This window comes from Streptomyces sp. NBC_01451, from assembly GCF_036227485.1.
Taxonomy (GTDB): domain Bacteria; phylum Actinomycetota; class Actinomycetes; order Streptomycetales; family Streptomycetaceae; genus Streptomyces.
The window spans coordinates 9673801-9697416 of the sequence record NZ_CP109479.1; the positions used below are offsets into that span (position 1 = coordinate 9673801).

The window sequence follows — 23616 nt, forward strand, 5'->3', positions numbered from 1 at the left end:
TCCAAAGGACAGGGAGGAACGTCATCGCACAGCTGGTCACCCACACCCCTGACGAGAGGACCCGAGGGGCCATGACCGAACAGACACAGGCGGGCGGGACGCAGGGCCCGCCCGCCGGCGACCTGGGCCGTCGGCTGGCCGCACGCCGTGTTCAGCTCGGGCTGACACGTGAGGAGACGGCCGCCCGGGCGGGCATGGCCACCAGCTATGTGACGCACCTGGAGCAGCACCCCGACGCCGCGCCCGGCCGAGGGGCCTTGATCGCGCTGGCGACGGCTCTGCGGACCACGGTCTCGGCACTCACCGGCGGTGATGTCGATCTGCCACCCGGTCCCGGACGTGCCGGGTACGCTCCCCGGTTCACCGAGCTGAGCAAGGCGGAGTGCACGGAGTTGATGTCGACGCACGGTGTCGGAAGGCTCGCGGTGAGCACGGCGCTCGGGCCGGTGATCGTCCCTGTCAACTACAGCGTCGTCGAGGACACGATCGTCTTCAGAACCGCCCACGACGCGACGCCGTCGCTGGCGTCCGGCTGCCTGGTCGCCTTCGAGGTCGACCGGATCGACGACGCCTTCAGCCAGGGCTGGAGTGTGCTGGCGCGCGGGTACGCGCACACCGTGACGGACATCGGTGAACAGCGTCGGCTCGCGGAGCTGGCGTACAGCGAGCCTTGGGCCGGGGGTCGGCGCGACGTGTGGGTGCGCATCGAACCGTACGCGGTCACGGGACGCCGCATCGTGGTCTGAACCGGGCCTGGCCCAGGGTGGGTTGTCCCCGGGCGCGACGACGCCCCGTCTCGCCCGGGTGCATGCCGGGGTTGGCGCGGTGCGCTTCAGCCCGTGGTGCCGGGCAGCCACAGGTCGGGTCCGAAGACCTCGTAGCGGATGCGTCGTGCCGGAACCCCGGCGGCGAGGAGCTGTCCGCGTACCTCGCGCATGAACGGCAGCGGGCCGCACAGGAAAACCGTGGCGCCGTCGGGGAGTTCCGTTCCGCTCAGGTCCATCAGGCCGGTCCGCGCGTCGGGTTCCTCCGGCCCGGGGCGCTCGTACCAGAAGACCGCCCGGGCGCCCCGCAGTTTCCCGACGAGGTCGTGTGTCTCGGCCCGCAGGGCGTGGTCTTCGGGCGAGCGGTCGGCGTGCAGGACCAGGACCGGGCGGATCGAGCGGAGGGCGGCGAGACGGGCCAGGATGCCGGTCATGGGGGTGCAGCCGATGCCGGCCGAGACCAGCACGACGGGTGTGGTGGAATCCATGGGGTCGTCGAGGAAGACATCGCCGAACGGCGCGGACAGCAGCAGTTCGTCCCCCTCTTGGACGCGGTCGTGCAACAGGGTGGAGACCTCGCCGTCCGGGGCACCGGCGTCACCCTCGACCCGCTTGACGGTGATCCGCCGCAGTTCGCCGCCCGGGTCCGAGGACAGGCTGTACTGGCGCAACTGGTGCACGCCGTCGCCCATGCGGACCCGGACGCTCACGTACTGGCCCGCGCGGGCCCGGGGCGCGTGTTCGCCGTCTGCCGGACGGAGCAGGAAGGACACGACGTCGGGGGTCTCGGTACGACGCTCGACGACCGTCCAGGGGCGCCAGATCCCGCCGGGCTGTATGCCCGCGTCCCGGTAGAGGAGGGACTCCCGGCTGATCAGGGCTCCGGCCATCAGCCAGTAGACCTCGTCCCAGGCGGCCGCCACCTCCGGGGTGACCGCCTCGCCGAGAACCTCGGCCATCGCGCCGAACAGGTACTTGTGCACGATCGTGTACTGGTCGTCCGTGACGCCCACTGCGGCGTGCTTGTGGGCGATCCGGGACAAAAGGGCGTCCGGCCGGGCGTCGGGGTTCTCCAGCAGGGCTCCGGCGAATCCGGCGATCGAGCCGGCCAGTGCGCGTCGCTGGACGCCGCTGGCCTGGTTGCCGCGGTTGAACATCCCGTCGAGCAGTTCCGGCCGGTCCTTGAACATCGTGGCGTAGAAACGGGTGGTGATCTCGTCGAGCGCTCCGGCCACGGCGGGCAGGGTGGCCCGTACAAGGGCGGCGGATTCCGCGGACAGCATGAAACCTCCTGGGCAACGCAAGGCAAGGCGAGGGAGAAGGAAACTGGGCAGTGGGCAGTGGGAAAGCAGCAAGTAGAGAAACGGGGGCGGTGACCGCTTCCAGCAGCGTCTCTTGTGAGTGGTGTTCCGTCCCAGGTCCTGTTGGTCCCTTCCTGGGACCGACCGGCCCAGGTCGGTCCGAGGCGTTCGACCGAGGGGCGCGGCACGTATGGGGGAGCGGTCCAGGCCGGCCACGGTGCGGAGGCACCGGGGTGGGTCCCGGATACTCGGCTCGATTCGTCGCCGTATTCTCCGGCCGACCACTACCGTGGCACGTGACCGGACCGCTGGGCGTCCGTGTGTTGAGGGGACCTGGAGGAACGCAGGGTGGAAACCCCGGAGGAGGCTCGCGTGCGGCTGCCTCAGTTGCGGCTGGACGAGCTGCTGGAGGAACTGCAGGCGCGGCTGGACGCGGCCCGTGGCACCCGGGACCGGGTGCACAGTCTGCTGGAGGCGGTGCTGTCGGTCGGCCGGGAGCTGGATCTGGAGCAGGCCCTGCGACGCATCGTGGAGGCCGCCGCGGTACTGGTCGACGCGGAGTACGCGGCGCTCGGCGTGATCGGCCCGGACGGCAAGCGTCTGTCCGCGTTCCACACGGTGGGGGTCGGGGAGGAGCAGATCGCGCGGATCGGCCCCTATCCCGAGGGGCACGGCATCCTGGGAGAGCTGATCCGCCACCCTGAGCCGCTGCGCCTGGCGAAGATCTCCGAGCATGAGGCCTCGTACGGCTTCCCGGCGCACCATCCGCCGATGAACACCTTCCTCGGTGTCCCGATCCGGGTGCGCGACCAGGTCTTCGGCAACCTGTACCTGACCGAGAAGCGGGGTGGCGCCCAGTTCGACGAGGAGGACGTGTCGGTCACGCTGACGCTCGCCGTGGCGGCCGGCGTCGCGATCGACAACGCCCGGCTGTACGAGGAGTCCCGGCTGCGCGAACGCTGGCTGCGGGCGAACGCGGAGGTCACCCACAGCCTGATGTCCGGCGCTGAGCGCACCGAGGTCCTCGCGCTGATCGCCGAGCGGGCCGGCGAGATCACCGGCTCCGCCCTGGCGGCGGTCGCGCTGCCCATGGAGGACACCGGGTCACTCGCCGTGGAGATCGCTGTCGGGATGGACGCCGAGGCGCACCGGGGCCTCGTGCTGGCCATGGACAAGAGTCTGATGGGGCTGGCGTTCTCCGGTGCCGCCCCCGTCACCAGCGTGGATGTCGGCCAGGACGAACGCATCTCCCTGGAGCCGCCGCGGTTCGGCGGGCTCGGCCCCGCCGTGGCCGTGCCCATCGGCACGGGCGACGCGGGCCCGCGGGGCGTGGTCCTGCTGGCGAGAAAGGTCGGTCAGGCGGTCTTCTCGGTGACCGAGACCGAGACCTTGCAGTCCTTCGCCGGACAGGCCGCCGTCGCGATGGAGCTGGCCGAACGCCGCAAGGACGCCGAGGCCGTCGCGGTCCTCATGGACCGGGACCGGATCGCACGCGACCTGCACGATCTGGCCATCCAGCGCTTGTTCGCCACCGGCATGACGTTGCAGAGCGCCGGCCGCTTCATCGAGCACGAGGAGGCCGCCGAGCGCGTGGTGCGCGCGGTCGACAACCTCGACGAGACCATCAAGATCATCAGATCGACGATCTTCGGCCTGCGTACCCGTGAGGGTGCGGGCGAGGCCGGCCTGCGGGCCCGTGCCGTGCGGGTGGTCGGGGAGGCGGCGCCGGTCCTCGGCTTCGCTCCCAGTGTCCGGATGGAAGGCCTGCTGGACACCGACGTACCGAAGGACATCGCCGACCATCTGGTGGCGGTGCTCTCCGAGGCACTGACCAACATCGCCCGCCACGCCCGGGCGAGCCGCGCCGACGTACTCGTGGCCACGGACGGGCGCGAGGTACGGCTCTCGGTCACCGACAACGGGGTGGGCATCCCGGCCGACGGCCGCCGCAGCGGACTGCGCAACATGGCGGAGCGCGCCGAGCAACTGGGTGGACGGCTGGAGATCGGGAAGCCCGAGAGCGGCGGCTCCACCCTGCTGTGGCGGGTGCCGGCGCGGAAGCCGTAAGGGGCGGAGGTACACACTGTCCCCTCCACAGCCACGTGCAGGTGAACGGCCAACCACCCCTGGATGAACCGCCGTTGGCACTCGGCGCCCCGTGCGAGCCGGCGCAGCCCACGACATCGTGAGCGCGGCGAGCGCGGTCAGTCGACGTAGTCGGCGATGAGGGCGGCGAATTCGTCCGGGGTGGCCAGCCGGATGCCCAGGGTTTCCGCCTTGGCGCGTTTGGACCCGGCGCCGTCGCCGGCGACGACCAGGCTGGTCTTCTTCGAGACGCTGGAGGAGGAGCGGCCCCCGGCCCGTTCGACGAGTTCGTTCATCTGGTTGCGGCTGAGCTTCTCCAGCGCACCGGTCATCGCTCCTTCCCTGATAATTCTGTGAGTTCAAGGGCTACAGGAGGCAGGGTATGGACGAGTGGTGGGTGGTGTTCGTGCCGGATGAGGAGAGGTGGGGTTCGCTGCCGGAGGAGGGGGTGCTGGGGATTCAGGATCTGCCTGCGGCGGTGGCGGACATCGGGTTGCGGCCTGGCGACCCGATTTTTGTCCGGCCGGATTACACAGTGGACGCGGATCTGCTGACGTTCGTCCTGTCGCCCGCATTCCGGAAGCTGGAGCGCGAGAGCCGGCGGAACTACGCGACGGACATCCGGCTGCTGCTGAACTGGCTGTGGCGCCGGGGTCTCCCGTGGCGGCAGGCGACCGAGGGGGATCTGCAGGCCTACCAGGAGTTCCGGTGCAGGTCACCGCTCAATCCGGTCCGGGTGGGCGGCACGAAGTGGAACCGCGAGGCGGCAGCGCTGACCAAGCTCTACAAGTGGGGGAAAGTGTCGCCGCTGCCGGTGGACGCGAGCCGGGCGGAAGACCGGGCGGCGGACGCTCGCAGTTCACGGGTGTCGTGGCTGACACCGCGGACGTGGGGCTTATGGCAGGACCTGGGGCTTCGGGGCCTGGCCCGGGACGGGTCACCGCTGCCAGGGTGGGACGCGCGGACGGAGCTGCGGAACACCTCGTTCGTGCAGTTCATGCTGAGCTCGGGGCTTCGCCGGCAGGAGTGCGGGGGGCTGCTGACATTCGAGGTGCCGTCGCAGGTGCTGCGTCACGGGCGGTACTGCCACGGCCGGGTCGCGAAGGCGCTGTCGCGGTCGAAGAGGGTTCGTACCTTCTACGCGTCGGTGGATTCGGTGCGGCAGGTCAGCTCCTACATGGAGTCGGAGCGGGCTTGGGCAGTGCAGCGGGCCAGGGAACAGGGCCGTTACGAGAAACTGTCGCAGCTGCGGCTGGTGACCGGGGTGACGCGGGAGCTGTCTCCGGTGGTGCACTGGGTGGACCGCGACGGGGTGGAGGGGCAGCGTGAGTTGGCCCTGCTGGACTGGCGTGAGCGGCAATGGCTGTTCACCGAGGGGCCGGAGGGTCCGGAGCCGGCGTGGTTGTGGTTGACCGAGCAGGGCCTGCCGATGCTTCCGGACCGCTGGAACGCCGTGTTCAGGCTGGCGAACAAGCAGTGCGAGCGCACGCTGCTGACGCAGCAGGAACGGGAGGCGAAGCGCTGTCTGAGGCTGCCGGAGGTCCGCGGGAAGGTGCCGTACGCGACGCCTCACTCCACTCGGCATTCGTTCGCGCTCTACATGCTGATCACGCTGAACGAGCTGATGGACCGGAAGTACGGTCTGACGCCGGCCGAGCGGCGGGATTTCGCCCAGTTGTACGGGGACCCGTGGTGGCTGGTGAAGACACTGTTGGGGCACCGGGACGTGGAGACGACGCGGGAGCACTACCTGACGCCGGTGACGCACCTACAGTTGGAATCGATCCTGGCGCTCGATGCGGATCGCGACGTGGGCGGGCGCAGGGACGACGAGGACGCGAGGGACATGGTCAGCCTGTTTGCGCAGCTGGCGAAGGCATCGGCGGGGATCCAGGACATCGACGTGCTGGTCGATGCACGGCCGGTCACACAGGAAGCGCTGTGAGCGGGCGCGGGCGGGGAAGCGGGCACCGGGCGGTCATGCCGCCGGCGGAGTTCCAGGCCACTCCACGGCTGGCCCCGGACGGGCTCGAGGTGACGGTGATCAACAAAGGCGGACATGCGCGGGTTTTCGACTTCGGTGAACTGAAGGTGCCGGTGCCCATGCAGCACTCGCTGGCGAGGACCTTCGCCGCCCAGTCCCGGACCTGGACCGGCCACGCTAGCGCGAATTCGTACTGGAACTCGGTTCTTGCATTCGACCGGTTTCTCGATGCGCAGGGTCACCCGGCTCAGGACTTGGACGAGTTGACCTCGGCCACGCTGCGGCTATGGCGAAACAACCACAAGGAGACCGCCGGTGGCCGCAACTCCATGACACAGATGCGGACACTTCTGAAGCGGGACCGGCGGCTGGCGGTCGGCCTGGCCGCGGAGGAACTTGCCCGGCGTGTTCCGAGCCGAGGGCCGAGCAAACAGTCGTATGAGGGGCCGGAGCGGGAGCGGATGGTGTTGGCGGCGGAGCGGCAGTTCCGGGCTGCGCTGCTGCGGATCCGGGAGAACACGTTCCTACTGGAGCAATGGCAGGCAGCAGAGTTCACGGAGCGAAGCCGCGAGGGAAGGATCGGAGCGATCCTGGATCACCTGGCGAAGACCGGTGACGTCCCGCGCACGGTGCACGCCAGCGGCCAGTCATCGGTGACGAACACTGCTTTGCTGGGCGGGGCAGGAGCATTGGTGACGTGGGGCCGGCTCTTTCTGACGCGGCAGGAACTGACCGCGCTGGCAGTGATGTTGACCGACCGTTTCGCCTGGAACCTCTCGATGTTCGACCGCGTTCCCGTTCCGGTCAGGACGCCGTCCGCCGGAGAGGCGAGGACCATCACCTACCAGGTGCAGGTCGAGAAGCGGCGAGCCGGGGGCGGGCGGTGGTTCTCCATGGAGAACATCACCGACTCCGGCGCGGACTCACCGGGCCGACTGGTCACCAAGGCCCTGGAGGCCACCGCACACGGCCGCGCGCTGGCCGCCCGCCTGGCACCGGGCATCGATCTACTCATGGTCGCCCGCAGCCAGCAACCCAGCATGGCGGTCAACGACCTGGACCGGCCACCCCGGGTCGGCCCCCTGGCCTTCGGAGTCTCCTACGACGACGGGAAGCGGTGGGGGCGGTCCCACGGGCTGGGCGGGTCCCCCTTCCAACGCAGCCGCCGCACCACTGTGACCCAGGAAGGCCGACCGCTCCAGCACAGCCGAGGCACGCACGAGAGCGTCTACGTGCTGCCCGACAAGAACGTCCAGAAGGCAGCCCGGAGCGTGATCGCAGCCGGTGCCGAGGAGGCCCTGCAGCGGGCCCGCGACACCACTTTCAAGGGTCGGCTGACCAACGCTGCCGACCCCGGCCACCAGGAGACCGCTACCACGGACTGCGCGGACGAGGAGACCAGCCCATGGCCCGCTCCGGCTGGGGGCTGCGGGGCGGACTTCCTGCTCTGTCTGGCCTGCCCGAACTCGCGGGTTCACACCGGCCACCACCCACGCCTCGCCCACCTGCACCAGCAGTTGACGGCACTGCACTCCGCATGGCCTGAGGAGATGTGGCGCGGGCGCTGGGACAACCACCTGCAGCGGCTGGAGGACCTGCGCGACAAGGTCAGCTCCCTCGTCTGGGACGCCGCCCTGGCCCGTGTCACGGGCGCGGACCGCACCATCGTCGATCTCCTGTTGAAGGGACAGCTCGCCCCGTGACCACGCTCCTTGCCGCCGAGGCCGACCCATACGTGCTTCCGATGCCCGTCCCGGACAGCCCAGGCATCCTGTCGTGTTGGATTAGCTCCGGCAACAAGCACCCCAACTCCCACTACCAGGATGATATTTGGCCGATGGGGCCACTCATCGACACTCCCGGAAGTAAGATCCACTGTCTCTACTGGAAGAACTGCCCGGGTGGCCTGCGGGACGAACTGAAGCTCGTCACCTGGACCATGCTCAACGGGGAACTGCGGCCCACCTACGTGCAGTCGCGCAGCCGGGCCACGCGCACGCGGGACAGCGCGCCAGTGATGCGGCACAGCTTTCTGGAGTGGCTGAGGCTGGCTCGCTGGCTCCACAAGCGGGACATCACCCGTCTGGGCGATTGCACCCCCGAGCACTGGCGGGCATACGCCACCGAGCGAACCTTCAGCGGCTGCAGCCGCGACCACGCCAGGAGGATCCTCGGCCAGCTGTCGGACTTGTGGGCATTCGACCAGCTCAGTGCGCGCCCGTCGGGTATCGGTCGGCCGCCCTGGGACGTCGAGGGCGTCGACGACTACCTGCCCGAGGAGGCCAGCACCGGCGGAGGGGAGAACCAGACCGAGCCACTGAACGAGACAGTTATCGGCCCGCTGCTGACCTGGGCGATCTTCATGGTCGAGGACCTGGCCGACGACATCTTGGCTGCCTGGGCCGAGCGGCGCCGCCTGACTGCCCGCGCGGAGGCCACTAAAGGCACCCCTGCCAGCCGCGCGGCCCTCGAGGCCTACCTGCTGCCGCTCGGCGCCCGCGACGACGACCTCCTGCCCGCCACCGTCGGCGACCGCGGCAGGGTCACGCTGGCTCGCACGTTCATCGCCGCGACCACCGGAGCCAGCTTGAAGCAGGTGGACAGGTTCGCCGTCAAGCACGGCCTGACCCGGCTGGCCGCCCAGAGACCGGGGCCCTGCCCGCTCGAGGTCCCTATCACAGGCCGGATCGAGGGCCGGCCCTGGAAGGATTACATCGACTTCGACGAGGCCCCCGTGCTGATGCGCTGTCTCGCCGCCGCCGCCACCATCGTGATCTTGTATCTGACCGGGATGCGTCCGCAGGAGGTCCAGGGGCTGCGGTCCGGCTGCTGCCCCAACCCGGAACAGAACCCGGACGGCACCACACCACGGCACCTGATCTACAGCCACCACTACAAGAACGTCACCGACGACGACGGCAACCACGTCTCGGCCGGCGAGGAGCGCGAAGTCCCCTGGGTGGCCATCGAGCCCGTGGTACGCGCCATCCGTGTCCTTGAGCGCATGGTCCCGGTCGGTGAGCTCCTCCTGAGCTCCGCCCACCAGGACTTCGCCAGCCGGCGCCCCTTCCGAGGCGCTCTGAGGGCCGAGAGCCTGGCCAGGCGGGTCGAGGACTTCGTGGCCTGGGCGAACCGGGAGGCAGACGGGCACGGCCTGCCGCAGAGGGTGATCCCGCCGGACCCGCTCGGGGCGATCGGGCTGGCACGCTTCCGTCGCACCCTGGCCTGGCACATCGCCCGTCGACCCGGCGGGCTGGTCGCGCTCGCCGTCCAATACGGTCACATGCGCGCGGTCCTCGACGCCCGGACCTCCACCGGCTACGGCGACCGCGGCCGTCCCGGTGTCCACGGTGTCCTCGATATCGAGACGGTGCGTGCGGCCGCCGACACCGCCGCGAGCCTGCTGGGCCGGACCGCAGCCGGGGAGAAGATCTCCGGCCAGGCGGCCCGACGCGCTCTCACTGGAGCCCTCAAAGCCCCGCGCTTCGAAGGGACTCTGACCACCCGACAGGCCGCCACGAAGGCCGCGAAGTTCCTCGCGCGTGACGGGATCGTCCTGTTCGACAACCCCGACTCGTTCCTGATCTGCGCTTTCAAGCGAGATACGGCCCTGTGTGACCCGGAACCGGGGGCGACCGCCCCCATCCAGTTCGCCTGCCAGCTCGGCTGCGGCAACGCAGTCCGCACCGATGCCCACGCCCACGCCTTGCGGGACCGCGCCGACTACCTCGACCGCCAGGCCGCTCACACGCCCAAACCCATCGGCGACCGGCTCCGAAGCAACGCGAACCGACTCCGAGGCATCGCCGACGCCCACGACGCCACCGCCAAGCCCGCCGAGGAAGTCCTCACATGAACGATCAGCACCAGGATGAACGCGCCCGCATCCGCGACGCCATCGACCGGCTCCTGGCCGGCAAGCCCACCCGCTCCGACGGCAGCCTCACCGCTGTCGCCCTGGCAATTGAGGCCGACGTACACCGCATGGCCCTTCAGAAGCGCCACGTCGACCTCAAGGAAGAGTTCTACGCCCGTGTGCGCACTGAGACGCACCAGCCCCCAGAAGTCGAGAAGCGTTTGCGCCAGGACGTCGGAAGACTCAAGGCGAGTCTGAAAGCTGCCCGCGACTCAGAAGCCGAGGCCTGGCGTCGCGCCGAACAACTGGTCCTCGCCACCGCCGTCCTGACCTACCAAGAGAGCAGATACGGCCGACCAGCAGCGCTGCCCAATAACGTCACCCCAATGCCGAGCCGAGATTTGTAAATCGGAAGGCTTCGTGACAGGTGTCCTGGGCTCGGTGGCAACGAGATCCGGCATCGATCCGGGGGAAGTGTTGGAGAAAGTCGGTCGATGGTCCGCCCGCAGATGGTACGGCGCTCCTCAGCGGACACAGCTCGATGCCATCAGACTACACAGACATTACCGCCAAGCTGGACGGACGCCACGAATGCGATCTTAGGGAGATGTCGTCCACTGATGAGCGGCTGGCCAAGTTATTGCGGCGGGAAGGTTCAGAAGCTCACCATCCCTGCCATCGCCGGAGGCGTACTTGACGACGGGATGCCCGTCTGAATCGGTACGGTCGAGGATGCCGTCGAACTGCACACAGCGCACCTCCCCCGCAGGCGACGTCACCGACGCGAACAAGGGAGTCAAGTCCGGGAAGGAGTCAGTTTCATCTACGAGCAGGATGGTCCCATCGACGATGGGGCGGTCGACGTGATGGGTGGCGGGTTGCGGAGTGGCTGTGCCGCGCACGAGAAGAGTATCGACTGTGTAGGCGGCGCCGTCGAAGCGCATACTCGTCGCTACCGTGAGGCCCAGTCTGAGGGTAGTGGTCGCACGGTGAGCGAAGCAGCGCAGCAACCAGTCGATCGTGTCCCGGTCCGAGTTCTTGGGTGTTGCGCGGCCGTGGAAGATGTCGTTGCGGAGCTTCACCAGGGCGTCCACGGTGGTGCGAGAAGGAGTGTCCGGTGCGAGGGCTTGGACGGTCCGCTTGGCTGTTGCGTTGGTTTCGGCCTGTCGGCCCAGGGAAAAGGCGATATCACGCCACGTTCCCATGCTGGGCCTGTGCAGCTTACTCATAGCAAGGCCGGGGATGGGGTGAGGTCGAGAAGCGGCCATGCCGATACATGAGGCGAACCGCAGAATCGCCTCGATCGTATGGAGACCTTCGCTGACCTGAGTGTCAGTGGTCGTGGCTCGCAGGTAGCGTGCAAAGCGGTACGCAAGGGGAGTCGGAAGTTGTTCTGCCGCATTCTGGAGGGCTGCGGCGTTAGCTTCAGTGAGGAGCTTGGTACATGCGGGATGGAGCTGTTCTGCGGCGCTGTCCTTGTCAACCCAGTCAGCGGCGCCAAGACGCATAGCTTTAATAACCTGCGGTTTACCGCCTTCTCCAGACAGGACGAGCACCGGAATGTGGTTTTGAGCATTAGCTAGTTGCTCAAGGAGCCACAGGCCGCCCCATTCTTCCGGGGGCATCTTCATGTCGACTAGCATCAGGTCGAAGGGTTGAGAACAAATCGCATCCCATGCTGCTTGGCCATCGGCCACATGCTGGATCTTGGCTCCAGCCGCCCGGAGAGAGCTACAGAATGTGCGTGCGACGTCGGGCTGGTCATCGGCGACGAGGATTCGGGTGCCAGACAGCGTGGTGATCACGAAGTCTCCGTTAGTTCGGGTGTGGTCAGTGGAAGCTTGATTGTCCAGGTTGTGCCGACATCGGATGGGGTAGGAATCAGTTGGCCGCCCCGACGATGCAGCAGGGTCTGAGCGCCGAGGAGGCCCAGCCCGTTACCCCCTTGTTTAGTGCTATGAATTCGCGATCTACTCGTGAGGGCAATGGCGACGCTTGGGGCTAGCCCCGGCCCGTCGTCGGAAACCAAAATGACGGCTTCTTCCGCTGTGGCGGACCACGCGATCGTGAGGTAGCCGACGTTGTTCATCGCCTCGAGCGCGTTCTTAATGAGGTTGTTGAGAACAGAGCGCAGAGCGGCTTCGCTGATGTCAACGTGTGCTTCCCTAGAAGCTTGCGGGCTGTTTATCGACACCGTCTTCGGGGTGTCGGCGAGGACGGCCCCGGTGAACGCGTGCAAGAAGGATCCCAGCTCCAAGGCATGGGAGGTTTGGTCGTCCCACAGCGATGCAGCCACTCGTAGCTGCTTGGCTTGGGCTTGGGCTTGGTCGAGGTGCTCGCTAGCCGTGACCTGATTTCGTAGCTTGCCCGTCCGCGTCGTGGCCGGCATTCCCTCGGCGACCCGCGCCGCGCTCACCTGATTCTTGATGTCATGGAGTAGATCGGCGATGGACTGGGCCAGAGGGTCGGCGGGCGGACGGAGCAAGAGGAAGGCCGCGGAGGTTAGCGGCCCGAACTTGGCTGGCAGGTCGGGATAGTTGATGACGACCTCCAGTCCGAACTGGGTGGCAGTCAGGCGCGTCGTGGGGGTGACCTGCGACCAGAGGGTGCAGAAACGCTCTAGCGCCCCATATCGGCTATTAGTATGCTCGATGCCGCCACTAATCCCCACCTTAAACGGGTGTGTGTCCAATGGGGTTACGGTGACCCGGGCCCCGTCGTGAAGAACCGCTTCGATCGCGGCGTCCAAGACGGCCCGTTCACGGCTGGCTATCACCGCATCACCCTGCAGGTGCTTCTCAGTAACCTCGAGATGGCCACGATGGAGAAGTTCCCAGTCAGATACCAACTCCCTCAATCGAACCGGTTCTGGGTCGCTACCGTAGACTCGATAGAGGGCACACAGAAGAGTGAGGTGCCTAAGAAGTGCTGCGTCGATCGCTGCGGGGTCCTCCACTTGATCGATAAGATTCAGGACGTCGGCGAGCTCGTCGTCTGGGGTGCGCGCAGCTGGAGCTTCTGAGGCTTCGTAAGCACGTCGAAATGTCTTCGTTAGTTCGCCGGCATCGATACTTCTACTGAAATTGCTTCCCAGAATTTCATCGGCATCGGCTGCCCATTTCGCCAGCACCTCGGGGGTGCCGGCCAAGTGCAGACCGAAGAATCGATGAGTACGCCACTTAACGGGGAAGCTGTCGCCGGTCTGAGCGAGGTGGGTCAAATGCTGGAGTACCAGGCGAGCCAGCTCTCGATCTTGTTGTGACGCCTCGGGCAGTTCCTGGGCTGGCCGAGGTTGCGCCAGCGCCTCGAAGACACGCAAAACACGGGCAGCAGCTTGCTGCCGCCCCTTCTTCCTTGATGTGCCCGAGTAATGTCCTTGCAGACGCAGCTCGGCACCCAAAGGCGCGCTTGTGATGGTAACGGTTGACCAGAAGCGTCGGTCATGGTCGGGTCCGATGACGACGTCATCAAAGCTCAGAGTGAGGAAAGCTGCGGAGCACCAGCGCTCGAGTGCCGAGGAGGGATCCAAGGCCGACGTATCAGCCACCAACGTGTGCCATGCCCCCTCCCACTCGGCAGGCCAAATAGGTCCAATCGTGTCCGGGTATTCCTTTGAGGCGTAGACAGCGCCGATGACAGCCTGGAAAGCGGTGGCGGCGATGTCTGTGCTGACTCCGACTTGCTCTTGGCCTGTACCTAACAGCAAGCCAGAGCTTATGCCGCTCCGCTCGAACGCCTCAGCGACCCAATCGTTGGGCACCGTCTTGACAGCCAGATCACTCGGAGGGGTTGAGAGTGCACGGAGGGCTTGCGTACGCGCACTCTCGAAGTTCAGCACCTGCGAACCCAAGAATGCCAAAGTCGTGTTGTCTCGCTGTCTCGCCCGAGTTATCCAGTAGCCCTTCTCGTAGCACCAGGAGGAGTGCATGAGAGCCTGGGACAAAAGCGGTCGAGCCGAGCCTGAAAGTCCGAAAAGTTTCTGTACGCGAGCCACAATTTGGCGGTGTTCACTCTTCTCAGGTAGGTCACTCGTGGGCTGAACGGCGTTTGCAGGACTGGAGATCTGTGCACGCTGAACACTCGCCGGATGGTGCTGGACAAGGAAGTTGTAAGCGGCAAGGGAAGACGCGGCCCGCTTGCTTCTTCCGCAGCCTTCTGCGCAGCGTCCCCTTGAATCCTCAAGGGAAACCTTGTGCGTCAGTGCGTGGACCGGGCCCGCTGCCGTCTCCCTGCGGCTGAGCACGTGCCCTTGTAGCTCTTTGCTGAGGATTTCATTCCAATTGGGATCAGCTCCGGAGGCTGCCAGGACACTGCGTGTCAACTCGTGCAGCAACGATCGAGCAACGTCAGACTGGCCTGCCAAGTGCAGCACGCCAACTGTCTGAGTGAGTAGGGCGGCGGACACCTTCGGAGGCAGAATGGTCTCATCTACGAGCCCCACGCTGAGCAAGCACGACTGCCTTAGCCACGTCTGCCTGCCCGCCCAGTCAGCCAGTTTTGCGCGCGCTCCCGCTACGCGGTGGCTAAGCTTCCCTGCCGAATCTGAGGCGAAGGACGGGTAAGCGATCGACGCCATCTCCCGCGACACAAAGGTAGTACCCACGACTTCAAGTGAACTCAGGACGCCGACCGTCAGGTCCTTGTACTCTGCCTGATGTTCGTAGAGGTAGGAGCGGTGCATTAGTCCTACCGCGAGGGCACGCCGTATGTCGATGGATGGGCTGCGCAGGCCGGCCCCGGCTAGAGCTAGAACGGCTGGCGACTGCTCTGGAATCGGCTTAACACCACAATGCGTCAACACCCCGAGCGACTCGCCGCCGCTACTTCCCGGCAAGCCAGACATGTGCCTCCCCCTGGCGTCGCACGGCACCGGGCCGCACGTCGACACACCGATCAACGCACTCTAGCCGCTAACGGTCGCGGATGCGCCGATCGCCCCCAACCCGGCTAGAGTGGCCGCTAATTGACGGATAGACACCCCTTCGCATCTCCTTGCGCCCAGGGCTTCCGCGTACACGCACAGCGTCGTTGCCCGCGCCAGACGCCATGTGGCCGAGGAGGCGGCCCGACGGGTGGCGACCTTTTAGCGCACATGCCGCATTTCTACGACCTTCCCGCCCGGCCATCGGTCAACGCGCGCGTGGCGAGCACGTAGGCGTCCGGAACAGTATTGAGCCGTGCCCTGACAACTATGCTCCCGTCACGCAGCCGCTCTGACTGAACAGAAGGACTTGACAGGGAACGCTCCGGTCACCACGACCGACATCCCGGTCAGCGGCCCACCCGTCGGCTCGGCGTCCTCGGCACTGCCACCGGCACCGTCGGCCCCGGGAGCGGGCGGGGTGGCGCCGGGCTCGGCCATGTTCACCCCGGTCGCGGCGAGTTCGTCGATGAGGGGGGCGAGTTCGGCCAGTTCGGCGACGATGGAAGGGGCCTTCTCGGTACCGATGCCCTCCACCTGCCGCATCGCGTCGGCGTCGGCGGCGCGGATGTTGTCCATGGTGGCGAAGTGCCGGGCGATACGGCGGGACATCGAACGTCCGGTGCCGCGTACCCCGAGCGCGCACAGCACCCGCGACAGCGGCTGCCGCTTCGCCGCGACGATCGCCGCGAGGAGATTGTCCGTACTCGTCTCACCCATCCGTTCCAGGCCCAGCAACTGCTCCCGTGTGAGGGCGAACAGGCCGGCGAGATCCTTCACCAGGCCGGCGTCGACGAGCTGGACGACGCGGGTGTGGCCGAGGCCTTCGATGTCGAGCTGGTCGCGCCCGGCGGCGTAGGAGAGCGCGGCCACCAGATGGCAGTTACGGCCGTTCTCGCACCGCCAGCGCTGCTCGCTCGTGTCGATGCCGGCTCCGCAGCGGGGACACACCTCGGGGAAGACGATGGGCTGCTCGTCCCCGGTGCGCAGGTGGGCGACAGGGGCTTCGACGCGGGGGATGACGTCGCCGGCGCGATGAACCATGACGTGATCGCCCAGACGCAGGTCACGGCGGGTGATGTCGCCGGGATTGTGGAGCGTCGCGTAGGTGATGGTGGCGCCGTCGATCTCGACCGGTTCCAGCACGCCGCGCGGCGCGATGATCCCGGTGCGGCCCACGTTCCACTCCACCGCCAGCAGCCGGGTGATCTTCTCCACGGCGGGGAGTTTGTAGGCGATCGCCCAGCGAGGGGCCCTCGACCCCGATCCGGCGGTCCGCTGATCGGCGGCGAGGTCGGCCTTGATGACGATCCCGTCGATCCCGAACGGCAACTCCGCCCGCAGCGCGGCGATTTCCTTCACGCGGGTCAGCACCTCCTCGACGGTGCCGACGGTGACGCCGGGCACGGCGGTGGTCGCTGTGGTGTTCACCCCGAGGTCGCCGGCCAGCGTCATCAGGTCGCTGTGCGCGAGCTCGCCCAGGCGCACGGTCAGCGCCGACCCGGTGCCGGGCGTGGCGAGCAGTCCGTACCCGAAGAACGTCATCGGCACGGTGTACGGGCGGTCCTTGGCGCGCAGGGTGCCTGCCGAGGCGCCGCGCGGGTTCGCGAACGGCGGTCCGCCGTGCGCCGTCCGCGCGGTGTTCGCGTACTCGAACTGGGCGTTGGTCATGAGGACTTCGCCGCGCACTTCCACCGTCAACGGTTCGGCGAGCTCGGTCGGCAGGCCTTCGACGGTGCCGATGGCGTGCGAGACGTCCTCCCCGGCCGTTCCGTCGCCGCGCGTGACCAGCTGGGTGAGGCGGCCCCGGGTGTAACGGGCGGCGATCGCGAGACCGTCGAGCTTCGGTTCGACACTGAAGCGCGTGACGTCGCGGTCGATACGCCGGGCCAGCGACGTCGTCCAGGCGGTGAACTCCTCGGGGGAGAACACGTTGTCCAGGCTCAGCATCGCGGTCGTGTGCGGGACATCCCCGTCGACGGCGCCGCCGGCGACCTTCCCGGTCGGCGACTCGGGCAGCACCTCCTCGGGATGACCGGCCTCCCACGCCGCGATACCGCGCACCAGCCGGTCGTAGGCGTCGTCGTCCAGCACGGAGGTGCCGCCCGTGTAGTAGGCGGCCGACGCCTTTGTCGCGTCCTCGACCGCCTGCGCGTAGGCGGCGGCGTCCACGATCACTGCAGCTGGTGTTGTCATACCCGTCATCCTGCCTGCCACCACTGACAATGCCCCCGGCCGGCCGAGTGCCGGGAAACGGCGAGGGCCCGCGGGGCATCGGCGGCGGTGCCGGTTGTCGTCCGGCGGTGGTTCCACAGCATCCTCTCGGCGGGTTCCCGGGTTGCTGACCTCGGCTTCCCAGGTCGCACGGCAAGGATCGGCGATGTCTTCCGCCGCCTGCCGGCGGGCGGATTGACAGCGGACTCCCCGTCAACTCCCAGCTTTCTCCCCGCGATTCCCCTGGCACGCCGGTCAGAGTCGATCCCGGCGCACCCGGAGGGCGTGGGCGCGACCGGGAGCCGCCCCACCGACCCCCACCGCTCGAGGAATCCATGACGCACACCAGCAGCACTCCGCCCATGGCCCGGCGTTTCCAGTCGGCGTCGCGGGCCGATGTCCCTGGCTCGACCACCACGCACACGCCGACCGTCGAGATCGTCATACCCGTCTACAACGAGGAACGGGCGCTGCCCGGCTGCATCCGCACCCTCCATGCCCGACTGCGTGACCAGTTGCCGTACCCCTGGCGGATCACCGTGGCGGACAACGCCAGTGTCGACAGCACCCTCGACGTGGCCCGCGAGCTGTCCGAGGAACTGCCCGGTGTCGGCGTCTTCCATCTCGACCGCAAAGGCCGGGGCCTCGCGCTGCGCACCGTCTGGGCCATGAGCGACGCGGACATCGTCGTCTACATGGACGTCGACCTGTCCACCGGTCTGGACGGACTGCTCCCGCTGATCGCCCCGCTGGCCAGCGGGCACTCCGATCTCGCCATCGGCAGCCGCCTCGCCCCGGGCGCCCGCACCGTGCGCGGCCCGCGCCGCGAGCTGATCTCCCGCTGCTACAACGCGTTGATCCGGCTCACCCACGGCGCCCGGTTCAGTGACGCCCAATGCGGGTTCAAGGCCGCCCGCACCGACGTGCTGCGCCCGCTGCTGGCCAGGACCGAGGACGACGCCTGGTTCTTCGACACCGAACTGCTGCTGCTCGCCGAGCACAACGGCCTGCGCATCCATGAGGTCGCCGTCGACTGGGTGGAGGACGTCGACACCCGGGTGGACGTGGTCGGCACGGCTACCGACGACCTCAAGGGACTGTGGCGCATGGCCAGGCTCAAGGCGTCGGGCGCCGCCCGTGTCCCGGTGCCGCGCCGCCCCCAACCCGCCGCCGAGCACCCGGACGCCGTCCTCGCCCCGGATGCCGCGCGCTCCCAACTCGCCTGGCAGATCGGCTGCTTCGTCCTCATCGGCATCGCTTCGACCGCCGGACAGGCTCTTCTGTACTGGCTGCTGCGCGGCTGGTGGCAGCCCGTCGCGGCCAACTTCGTCTCGCTCCTCGTGCTCACCCTGCTGAACACCGAGGCCAACCGTCGCCTCACCTTCCGCTACTCCGCGGACGGTGTCGGGGCGGGACGGGCGCACCTGGGCGCCGGTGCCCTGTTCGTCATCGGCTATCTCACCACCTCGGCAGCGGTCCTGATGTTCCGCGACGCCGTGCCGGACGCCTCGGCGGCTGCCGAGACACTCGTCCTCGCCGCCTCCTCGGTCCTGGTGACAACCCTCCGCTTCCTGGTGCTGCGACTGGCCGTTTTCCGCCGTCGCTCGTCCTGACCCCTACTCCCCGAGAGCGAACCCCACCATGACCCCCACCACCGAGACGCACGCGGCCCCCGTCCTGCGTCTCCCCGTCACTAGCCGTGCCCTGCCACCCTGGGCGGCCCCGGTCGCCCTGGGCGCGATCCTGCTCCTGTCCGCGCTGCTGTACGGCTGGGCCCTCGGCTCGCTCGGCTGGGGCAACAGCTACTACTCGGCCGCCGTGAAGTCGATGGGCCGTGACTGGACCAACTTCCTGTTCGGCTCCTTCGACCCGGCCGGGGTCGTCACGGTCGACAAGCCACCGGCCGCGCTCTGGCCGCAGGTCCTCAGCAGCAAGATCTTCGGGATGCACGGGTGGGCGCTGATCCTGCCCCAGGTCGTGGAGGGTGTCGCCGGCGTGTTCGTGCTGCACCGCACGGTCCGGCGGTGGGCGGGCGAGGGCGCGGCACTGCTCGCCGCCCTGGTGATGACACTGACGCCGATCACCGTCGCCATCAACCGCGACAACAACCCCGACACGCTGCTGGTGCTGTTCCTGGTCGCCGCCGCCTATGCGCTGACCCGCGCCCTGCAGACCGACTCGGGCCGGCGCACCACCTGGTGGCTGTGCGCGAGCGGGTTCCTGGTCGGCTGCGGATTCCTCACCAAGATGATGGCGGCCTGGATGGTGCTGCCGGCTCTCGCGGCGGCCTGGCTGGTGGGCGCGCGGGGGACCTGGCTCACGCGGGCCGGGCAGTTGCTGACCGCCGGTGCGGTGTGCGCGGTGTCCTCGCTGTGGTGGGTGCTGATGGTCGCCTGGTGGCCCGGTGAGAAGCCGTACATCGGCGGCAGCACCGACGGCGGCGCCTGGGACCTGGTGACCGGCTACAACGGGCTCGGCCGGGTCTTCGGCGAGAGCGCGGGCGGTGGCGGTGGCGGCATGGGCAACTTCGCCGGCGGCTTCGGTGGCGAGGCCGGGCTGCTGCGGCTGTTCAACGACCAGGTGGCGGGCCAGATCAGCTGGCTGCTGCCGGTGAGCCTCGTGGCGATGGCCGTCGCGGTGACCGGTGCGGTGCTGCGTCGGCGCGGCAGCGGCTCGGCGGGTGAGGCCCTGGCGGGTTCGGGATGGGTGCTGTGGGGGACCTGGCTGCTGGTGTGCGGGCTCGTGTTCTCCACCCAGGAGGGAATCTTCCACCCGTACTACACCACTCAACTCGCCCCTGCTGTCGCGGCGTTGACCGCGGGACTGGCGACGGCGCTGGTGCGCGCCCACCGTGCCGGGGCGCGCTGGGCGCTGCCCGCCGGTGCCGGGACCGTGCTGGTCACCGTCAGCTGGGCTGTTGTCGTGATCCGCAGGGTGCCGTCCTGGCACGGGTGGCTGGCCTGGGTCGTACTCCTGGTGGGGCTGATCGCCGTCGGACTGCTGATCGCCGCGGGGCGGGCGGTGCGGCTGGTCCCGGTCGCCCTGGGCGGTGCGCTGCTGGCGGTCCTGCTCGCGCCGGGGGCGTGGGCGGTGACCGCGACCGGGTCCGGGTCGTCGATGGGCGGGGCGAACCCGATGGCCGGGCCCGCGACGACGATGTTCGGCGGAGGGAACGGCGGCAGGCTGCCCGAGGGGCTGGAGTTGCCCGAGGGGTTCGGCGGAGCCGGGTCGGGAACGCCCGGCGGGGCGTCGGGTGAACTCCCCGAAGGCATGCCCTCGGGGATGCCCACCGACATGCCCGGGATGCCCGGCGGGAGTGGCGGGAGCGGTGGCGGCACGGGATCCGCCGGGGGCTCGATGCCCTCCCTCCCGGGAGCCGGTGGCGGCTCGGGCGGCCGAGGTGGCTTCGGCGGGCCGGGCGGGGCCACGACGCTCACCGCCGACCAGCGCAAGATCCTCGACTTCGCCACCGAGCACTCGGACGGACACCGCATCACCCTCGCGGTCGAAGGGGGAGCTCAGGGTGCGGCCACGTTCATCCTGGACAGTGACGCCACGGTCATCGGCATGGGCGGCTTCAGCGGCTCCGACAACGCACCCTCCGTGCGGCAGCTGCAGAAGTGGACCAAGGACGGCGAACTGCGCTACGTGCTCGGCTCCGGCTCCTCCGGCGGCCCGGGCGCCATGATGGGCGGCGAGGACGGCGCGGCCTCCCAGCGGTCGACCTGGATCAGCGGGCACTGCACCGAGGTGCCCGCGGAGGCGTACGGCGGCACCAGCGGCTCCGACGACGGCGACTCCGCCGCGGGCGGCATCATGGGCCGTACCGGAACGACCTTGTACGACTGCGCCGCCAAGTAGCAGCAGCGGCAGAACGGACGACACCTCACCATGCCCGAACCGCCCGCCGCCCCGGCCCCGCACCGGCTCCTGGTGGTCGAGGACGACCCCGGTATCCGCATGCTGCTGGAGTCGGCGCTGCGACTGTCGGGCTACGAGGTCGCCGGTGCCGCCACCGGGCAGGAGGCCCTGCGGGACATCGAGGGCCTCCGCCCGGACCTCATCCTGCTGGACGTGATGCTGCCCGACCTGGACGGCCTCGCGGTCACCCGCACCCTGCGGGCGGCGGGCGTGCGGACACCGGTGCTGTTCCTCACGGCCCGCGGTGAGGTCACCGACCGCATCGCGGGCCTGACAGCGGGCGGCGACGACTACGTGACCAAGCCGTTCAGCATCGAGGAGGTGCTGCTGCGCATCCGTGCCATCCTGCGCCGGACGGACCCTGACCGTCCGCCGGACGCCGGGAGCGCCGACAGCGGCATCCTGCGCTTCGCCGATCTGGAGCTGGACGAGAACGCCCACGAAGTGCACCGGGCCGGCGAGTACATCCCGCTGTCTCCGACCGAGTTCAACCTGCTCACGTACCTGATGGAGAACACCAACCGGGTGGTGAGCAAGACCAAGATCCTCAATCACGTGTGGGGGTACGACTTCGCGGGCGACGGACGGATCGTGGAGACGTACGTCAAGTACCTGCGCCGCAAGATCGACCGCTTCGACCCGCCCCTGCTGCACACCGTGCGCGGCGTGGGCTATTGCCTGCGTCTGCCTCGCGCCGGGGCGGACCAGTGATCCGCGGTCGCCCCCGATCGCTGAGCGGCCGGCTCGTGTGGGGCGTCACCCTGCTGGCGGCGACAGCTGTCCTCACCGCGCAGACCATCGGGTTCCTGGTGTTGCACTCCTGGCTGCTCAACCGGGTCGACCAGCAGCTTCAGGGGTTCGTCCTCCCGGACCGAGCCTTCGCCGGCGGGGCCGGACTGCCCACCGGTCCGGCCCCGGACACCGTCACTCTGCCCTCGGACTTCCGGATCACCTTCTACGACGCCGCGGGCGGGGAGCGGGGAACCCTCGGCGGCGGGGAGGAGCCCGGCCCGGCGCTCCCGGCGCACACCGGCCGACTCCACCTGGAAAAGGGGCGGCAGGCCACCGTCCCGGACGAGTCGGGGGACGGCAACTGGCGGGTGCTGTGGAAGGACGGCGGTGTCGGCCGCACCACCTTCGTGGTCGCGCTGCCTCTCGACACCGTGGAGGGGGCCATGTCGAAACTGCTCGCCCTCAATGTGGCCGTCTTCGCGGTGGCCGTGGTCGGGCTGATCGCCGTCGGCCGGTGGGTTGTCCGCCTCGGCCTCCTTCCGCTGACCAGGATGGAACACACGGCTCAGGACATCACCGCGGGGGATCTGAGCGTGCGGCTGTCCGACACCGACCCGCGCACGGAGACCGGCCGCCTCGGAACCGTACTGAACGACATGCTCGACCGCCTCCAACAGGCCCTGCGCGAAAGCGAGTTCTCGGAGGCCCGGCTGCGTCGCTTCGTTGCCGACGCCGGGCACGAACTGCGTACGCCCCTCACCTCCATCCAGGGCTTCGCCCAGCTGGCCCTGCGGCACCCGGACCGCCCCGCCGCACAGCGCCGGGAGGCCGACGAGCAGGTCGCCAGGAACGCGGAACGCATGAACCGTCTTGTCGACGACCTGCTCCTGCTGGCCAGACTCGACCAGGAGCCGGCCTACCGCACCGTCCCCGTCGACCTGCTGTCCATCGCGGCCGACGCGGTGAGCGCGGCGGCCGTACGGAGCGGGGGTGAGCACCGGGTGACCCTCAGCCCGCTCGACCCGCAGGCGGGAGACAACGGAGACGCCGGGGAGCGCGCACTCGAGGTCGTGGAGACGGTGGGGGATCCGGACCGTCTGCTCCAAGTGGTGAACAACCTGCTGTCCAACGCGCTCGTCCACACGCCACCGGGCACTCCGGTCGACGTACGCGTCGGTACGGCCCGCGCGGAGGCGAGTACAGGGGGCACCGACCGCCCCGGCCGGGCCAGCGGCTCACCGCCGCTGACCGCGGGCACACCGATCTGCGTGATCGAGGTCGTGGACCAGGGGCCGGGACTCTCGCCGGAAGAGACCGAGCGGGTCTTCGAGCGCTTCTACCGCGTCGACCCGTCCCGCTCCCGTGACCACGGCGGCAGCGGCCTCGGCCTCGCCATCGCCACGGCGATCGCCCGGGGCCACGGTGGCCGCCTCGAACTCGATGCCGGAACGGGTCCCGGGTGCACGTTCCGCCTGGTGCTTCCGGCCAGGGAGCCGACCGCCACCCCGCTCGGGCGCTCGGGAAACGCGGCGCAGGCTGCCGGCTGACCTTGGCCGTCCCTTCGGTACGTCTCGCCGTGCTCCTCACCCCAACTTCCGCGCGCGCAGCGGAACTTGCCGACATCCATCGCATCTGCCGCGGGTCAGCTGTGAATCTCGCATGAATCACCCCGACTCCGTTGTTTGCGGAATCTTTGACGAATTCGATGATCTCTTGAATCGCCATCGGCGTGACCGGTTCGCATCCGTCGTCGTGCCCGCACAGGCGGCCGTGCCGCCTTCCGGTCAGGAGGCCATGTGTTACTGCCACCGAGGGGCCGGGACCGGCTCCTCCCCGCC

General features: G+C 68.7%; 14 protein-coding genes and 1 pseudogene. 10 read left to right on the forward strand and 5 right to left on the reverse strand.

Annotated elements, in window-relative coordinates; translation table 11 throughout:
• The first annotated feature begins 71 nt into the window (after window positions 1–71).
• Complete coding sequence (locus OG595_RS42670; protein WP_329281864.1) at window positions 72–746, forward strand: helix-turn-helix domain-containing protein; 675 nt, start codon at window positions 72–74, stop codon at window positions 744–746.
• 86 nt (window positions 747–832) lie between these two features.
• On the opposite strand, the gene OG595_RS42675 is transcribed toward OG595_RS42670, so the two are convergent.
• Complete coding sequence (locus tag OG595_RS42675) at window positions 833–2047, reverse strand: globin domain-containing protein (RefSeq protein ID WP_329281866.1); 1215 nt, start codon at window positions 2045–2047, stop codon at window positions 833–835.
• Window positions 2048–2413: 366 nt separating this feature from the next.
• Between OG595_RS42675 and OG595_RS42680 the strand changes: the two genes are divergently transcribed.
• Complete coding sequence (locus tag OG595_RS42680; protein WP_329281868.1) at window positions 2414–4132, forward strand: sensor histidine kinase; 1719 nt, start codon at window positions 2414–2416, stop codon at window positions 4130–4132.
• A gap of 137 nt (window positions 4133–4269) precedes the next feature.
• Here OG595_RS42680 and OG595_RS42685 read toward each other — a convergent pair.
• Window positions 4270–4500 (reverse strand): annotated as a pseudogene (locus OG595_RS42685) (BRCT domain-containing protein); the annotation flags it as partial.
• 32 nt (window positions 4501–4532) lie between these two features.
• On the opposite strand from OG595_RS42685, the gene OG595_RS42690 reads away from it, so the two are divergent.
• From OG595_RS42690 to OG595_RS42705, 4 genes are all read left to right on the forward strand, one after another.
• Window positions 4533–6095 (forward strand): site-specific integrase, encoded by a 1563-nt coding sequence (locus OG595_RS42690; protein WP_329281870.1) that lies wholly within the window; start codon window positions 4533–4535, stop codon window positions 6093–6095.
• Entirely contained in the window at window positions 6092–7837 is a 1746-nt protein-coding gene (locus OG595_RS42695; RefSeq protein WP_329281873.1) for a hypothetical protein, read from the forward strand. Before OG595_RS42690 ends, OG595_RS42695 begins: the two co-directional genes overlap by 4 nt.
• A 134-nt stretch (window positions 7838–7971) precedes the next feature.
• A complete protein-coding gene (locus OG595_RS42700) occupies window positions 7972–9990 on the forward strand; it encodes an integrase (RefSeq protein WP_329281875.1) in 2019 nt (672 codons plus the stop codon).
• Window positions 9987–10397, forward strand: a complete 411-nt coding sequence (locus OG595_RS42705; RefSeq protein ID WP_329281877.1) for a hypothetical protein — start codon at window positions 9987–9989, stop codon at window positions 10395–10397. Before OG595_RS42700 ends, OG595_RS42705 begins: the two co-directional genes overlap by 4 nt.
• A gap of 192 nt (window positions 10398–10589) precedes the next feature.
• Here OG595_RS42705 and OG595_RS42710 read toward each other — a convergent pair whose 3' ends face one another.
• The 3 genes from OG595_RS42710 to ligA form a co-directional block, all read right to left on the reverse strand.
• Window positions 10590–11795, reverse strand: coding sequence for a response regulator (locus OG595_RS42710; protein ID WP_329281880.1), 1206 nt, complete (start codon window positions 11793–11795; stop codon window positions 10590–10592).
• Window positions 11792–14833: an ATP-binding protein gene (locus OG595_RS42715; protein WP_329281882.1), complete on the reverse strand. Its 3042-nt coding sequence runs from the start codon at window positions 14831–14833 to the stop codon at window positions 11792–11794. The genes OG595_RS42710 and OG595_RS42715 overlap by 4 nt, the downstream gene beginning before the upstream one ends.
• 357 nt (window positions 14834–15190) lie before the next feature.
• Entirely contained in the window at window positions 15191–17116 is a 1926-nt protein-coding gene (gene ligA, locus OG595_RS42720) for an NAD-dependent DNA ligase LigA (protein ID WP_329281885.1), read from the reverse strand.
• Between the two features lie 371 nt (window positions 17117–17487).
• Between ligA and OG595_RS42725 the strand changes: the two genes are divergently transcribed.
• Genes OG595_RS42725 through OG595_RS42740 form a run of 4 tightly spaced genes read left to right on the forward strand, consistent with a single transcriptional unit; the run spans window position 17488 to window position 23325 of the window.
• The gene (locus tag OG595_RS42725) at window positions 17488–18738 is read left to right on the forward strand and encodes a glycosyltransferase (RefSeq protein WP_443073388.1); all 1251 of its coding nucleotides are present in this window, start codon (window positions 17488–17490) and stop codon (window positions 18736–18738) included.
• Between the two features lie 28 nt (window positions 18739–18766).
• Window positions 18767–20986: an ArnT family glycosyltransferase gene (locus OG595_RS42730; protein WP_329281889.1), complete on the forward strand. Its 2220-nt coding sequence runs from the start codon at window positions 18767–18769 to the stop codon at window positions 20984–20986.
• Between the two features lie 30 nt (window positions 20987–21016).
• Window positions 21017–21757, forward strand: coding sequence for a response regulator transcription factor (locus OG595_RS42735; protein ID WP_329281891.1), 741 nt, complete (start codon window positions 21017–21019; stop codon window positions 21755–21757).
• On the forward strand, window positions 21754–23325 hold the full coding sequence (locus OG595_RS42740; RefSeq protein WP_329281894.1) for a sensor histidine kinase: 1572 nt from the start codon (window positions 21754–21756) through the stop codon (window positions 23323–23325). The genes OG595_RS42735 and OG595_RS42740 overlap by 4 nt, the downstream gene beginning before the upstream one ends.
• Window positions 23326–23616: the final 291 nt, after the last annotated feature.

What these genes read in the sequence shown, in the direction of transcription:
- OG595_RS42700 (WP_329281875.1), top strand. Translation starts at nt 7,972, where the DNA reads ATGGGGCCACTCATCGACACTCCCGGAAGTAAGATCCACTGTCTCTAC.
- OG595_RS42690 (WP_329281870.1), top strand. Translation starts at nt 4,533, where the DNA reads ATGGACGAGTGGTGGGTGGTGTTCGTGCCGGATGAGGAGAGGTGGGGT.
- OG595_RS42670 (WP_329281864.1), top strand. Translation starts at nt 72, where the DNA reads ATGACCGAACAGACACAGGCGGGCGGGACGCAGGGCCCGCCCGCCGGC.
- ligA (WP_329281885.1), bottom strand. Translation starts at nt 17,116, where the DNA reads ATGACGGGTATGACAACACCAGCTGCAGTGATCGTGGACGCCGCCGCC.
- OG595_RS42715 (WP_329281882.1), bottom strand. Translation starts at nt 14,833, where the DNA reads ATGTCTGGCTTGCCGGGAAGTAGCGGCGGCGAGTCGCTCGGGGTGTTG.
- OG595_RS42705 (WP_329281877.1), top strand. Translation starts at nt 9,987, where the DNA reads ATGAACGATCAGCACCAGGATGAACGCGCCCGCATCCGCGACGCCATC.
- OG595_RS42725 (WP_443073388.1), top strand. Translation starts at nt 17,488, where the DNA reads ATGGCCCGGCGTTTCCAGTCGGCGTCGCGGGCCGATGTCCCTGGCTCG.
- OG595_RS42730 (WP_329281889.1), top strand. Translation starts at nt 18,767, where the DNA reads ATGACCCCCACCACCGAGACGCACGCGGCCCCCGTCCTGCGTCTCCCC.
- OG595_RS42735 (WP_329281891.1), top strand. Translation starts at nt 21,017, where the DNA reads ATGCCCGAACCGCCCGCCGCCCCGGCCCCGCACCGGCTCCTGGTGGTC.
- OG595_RS42675 (WP_329281866.1), bottom strand. Translation starts at nt 2,047, where the DNA reads ATGCTGTCCGCGGAATCCGCCGCCCTTGTACGGGCCACCCTGCCCGCC.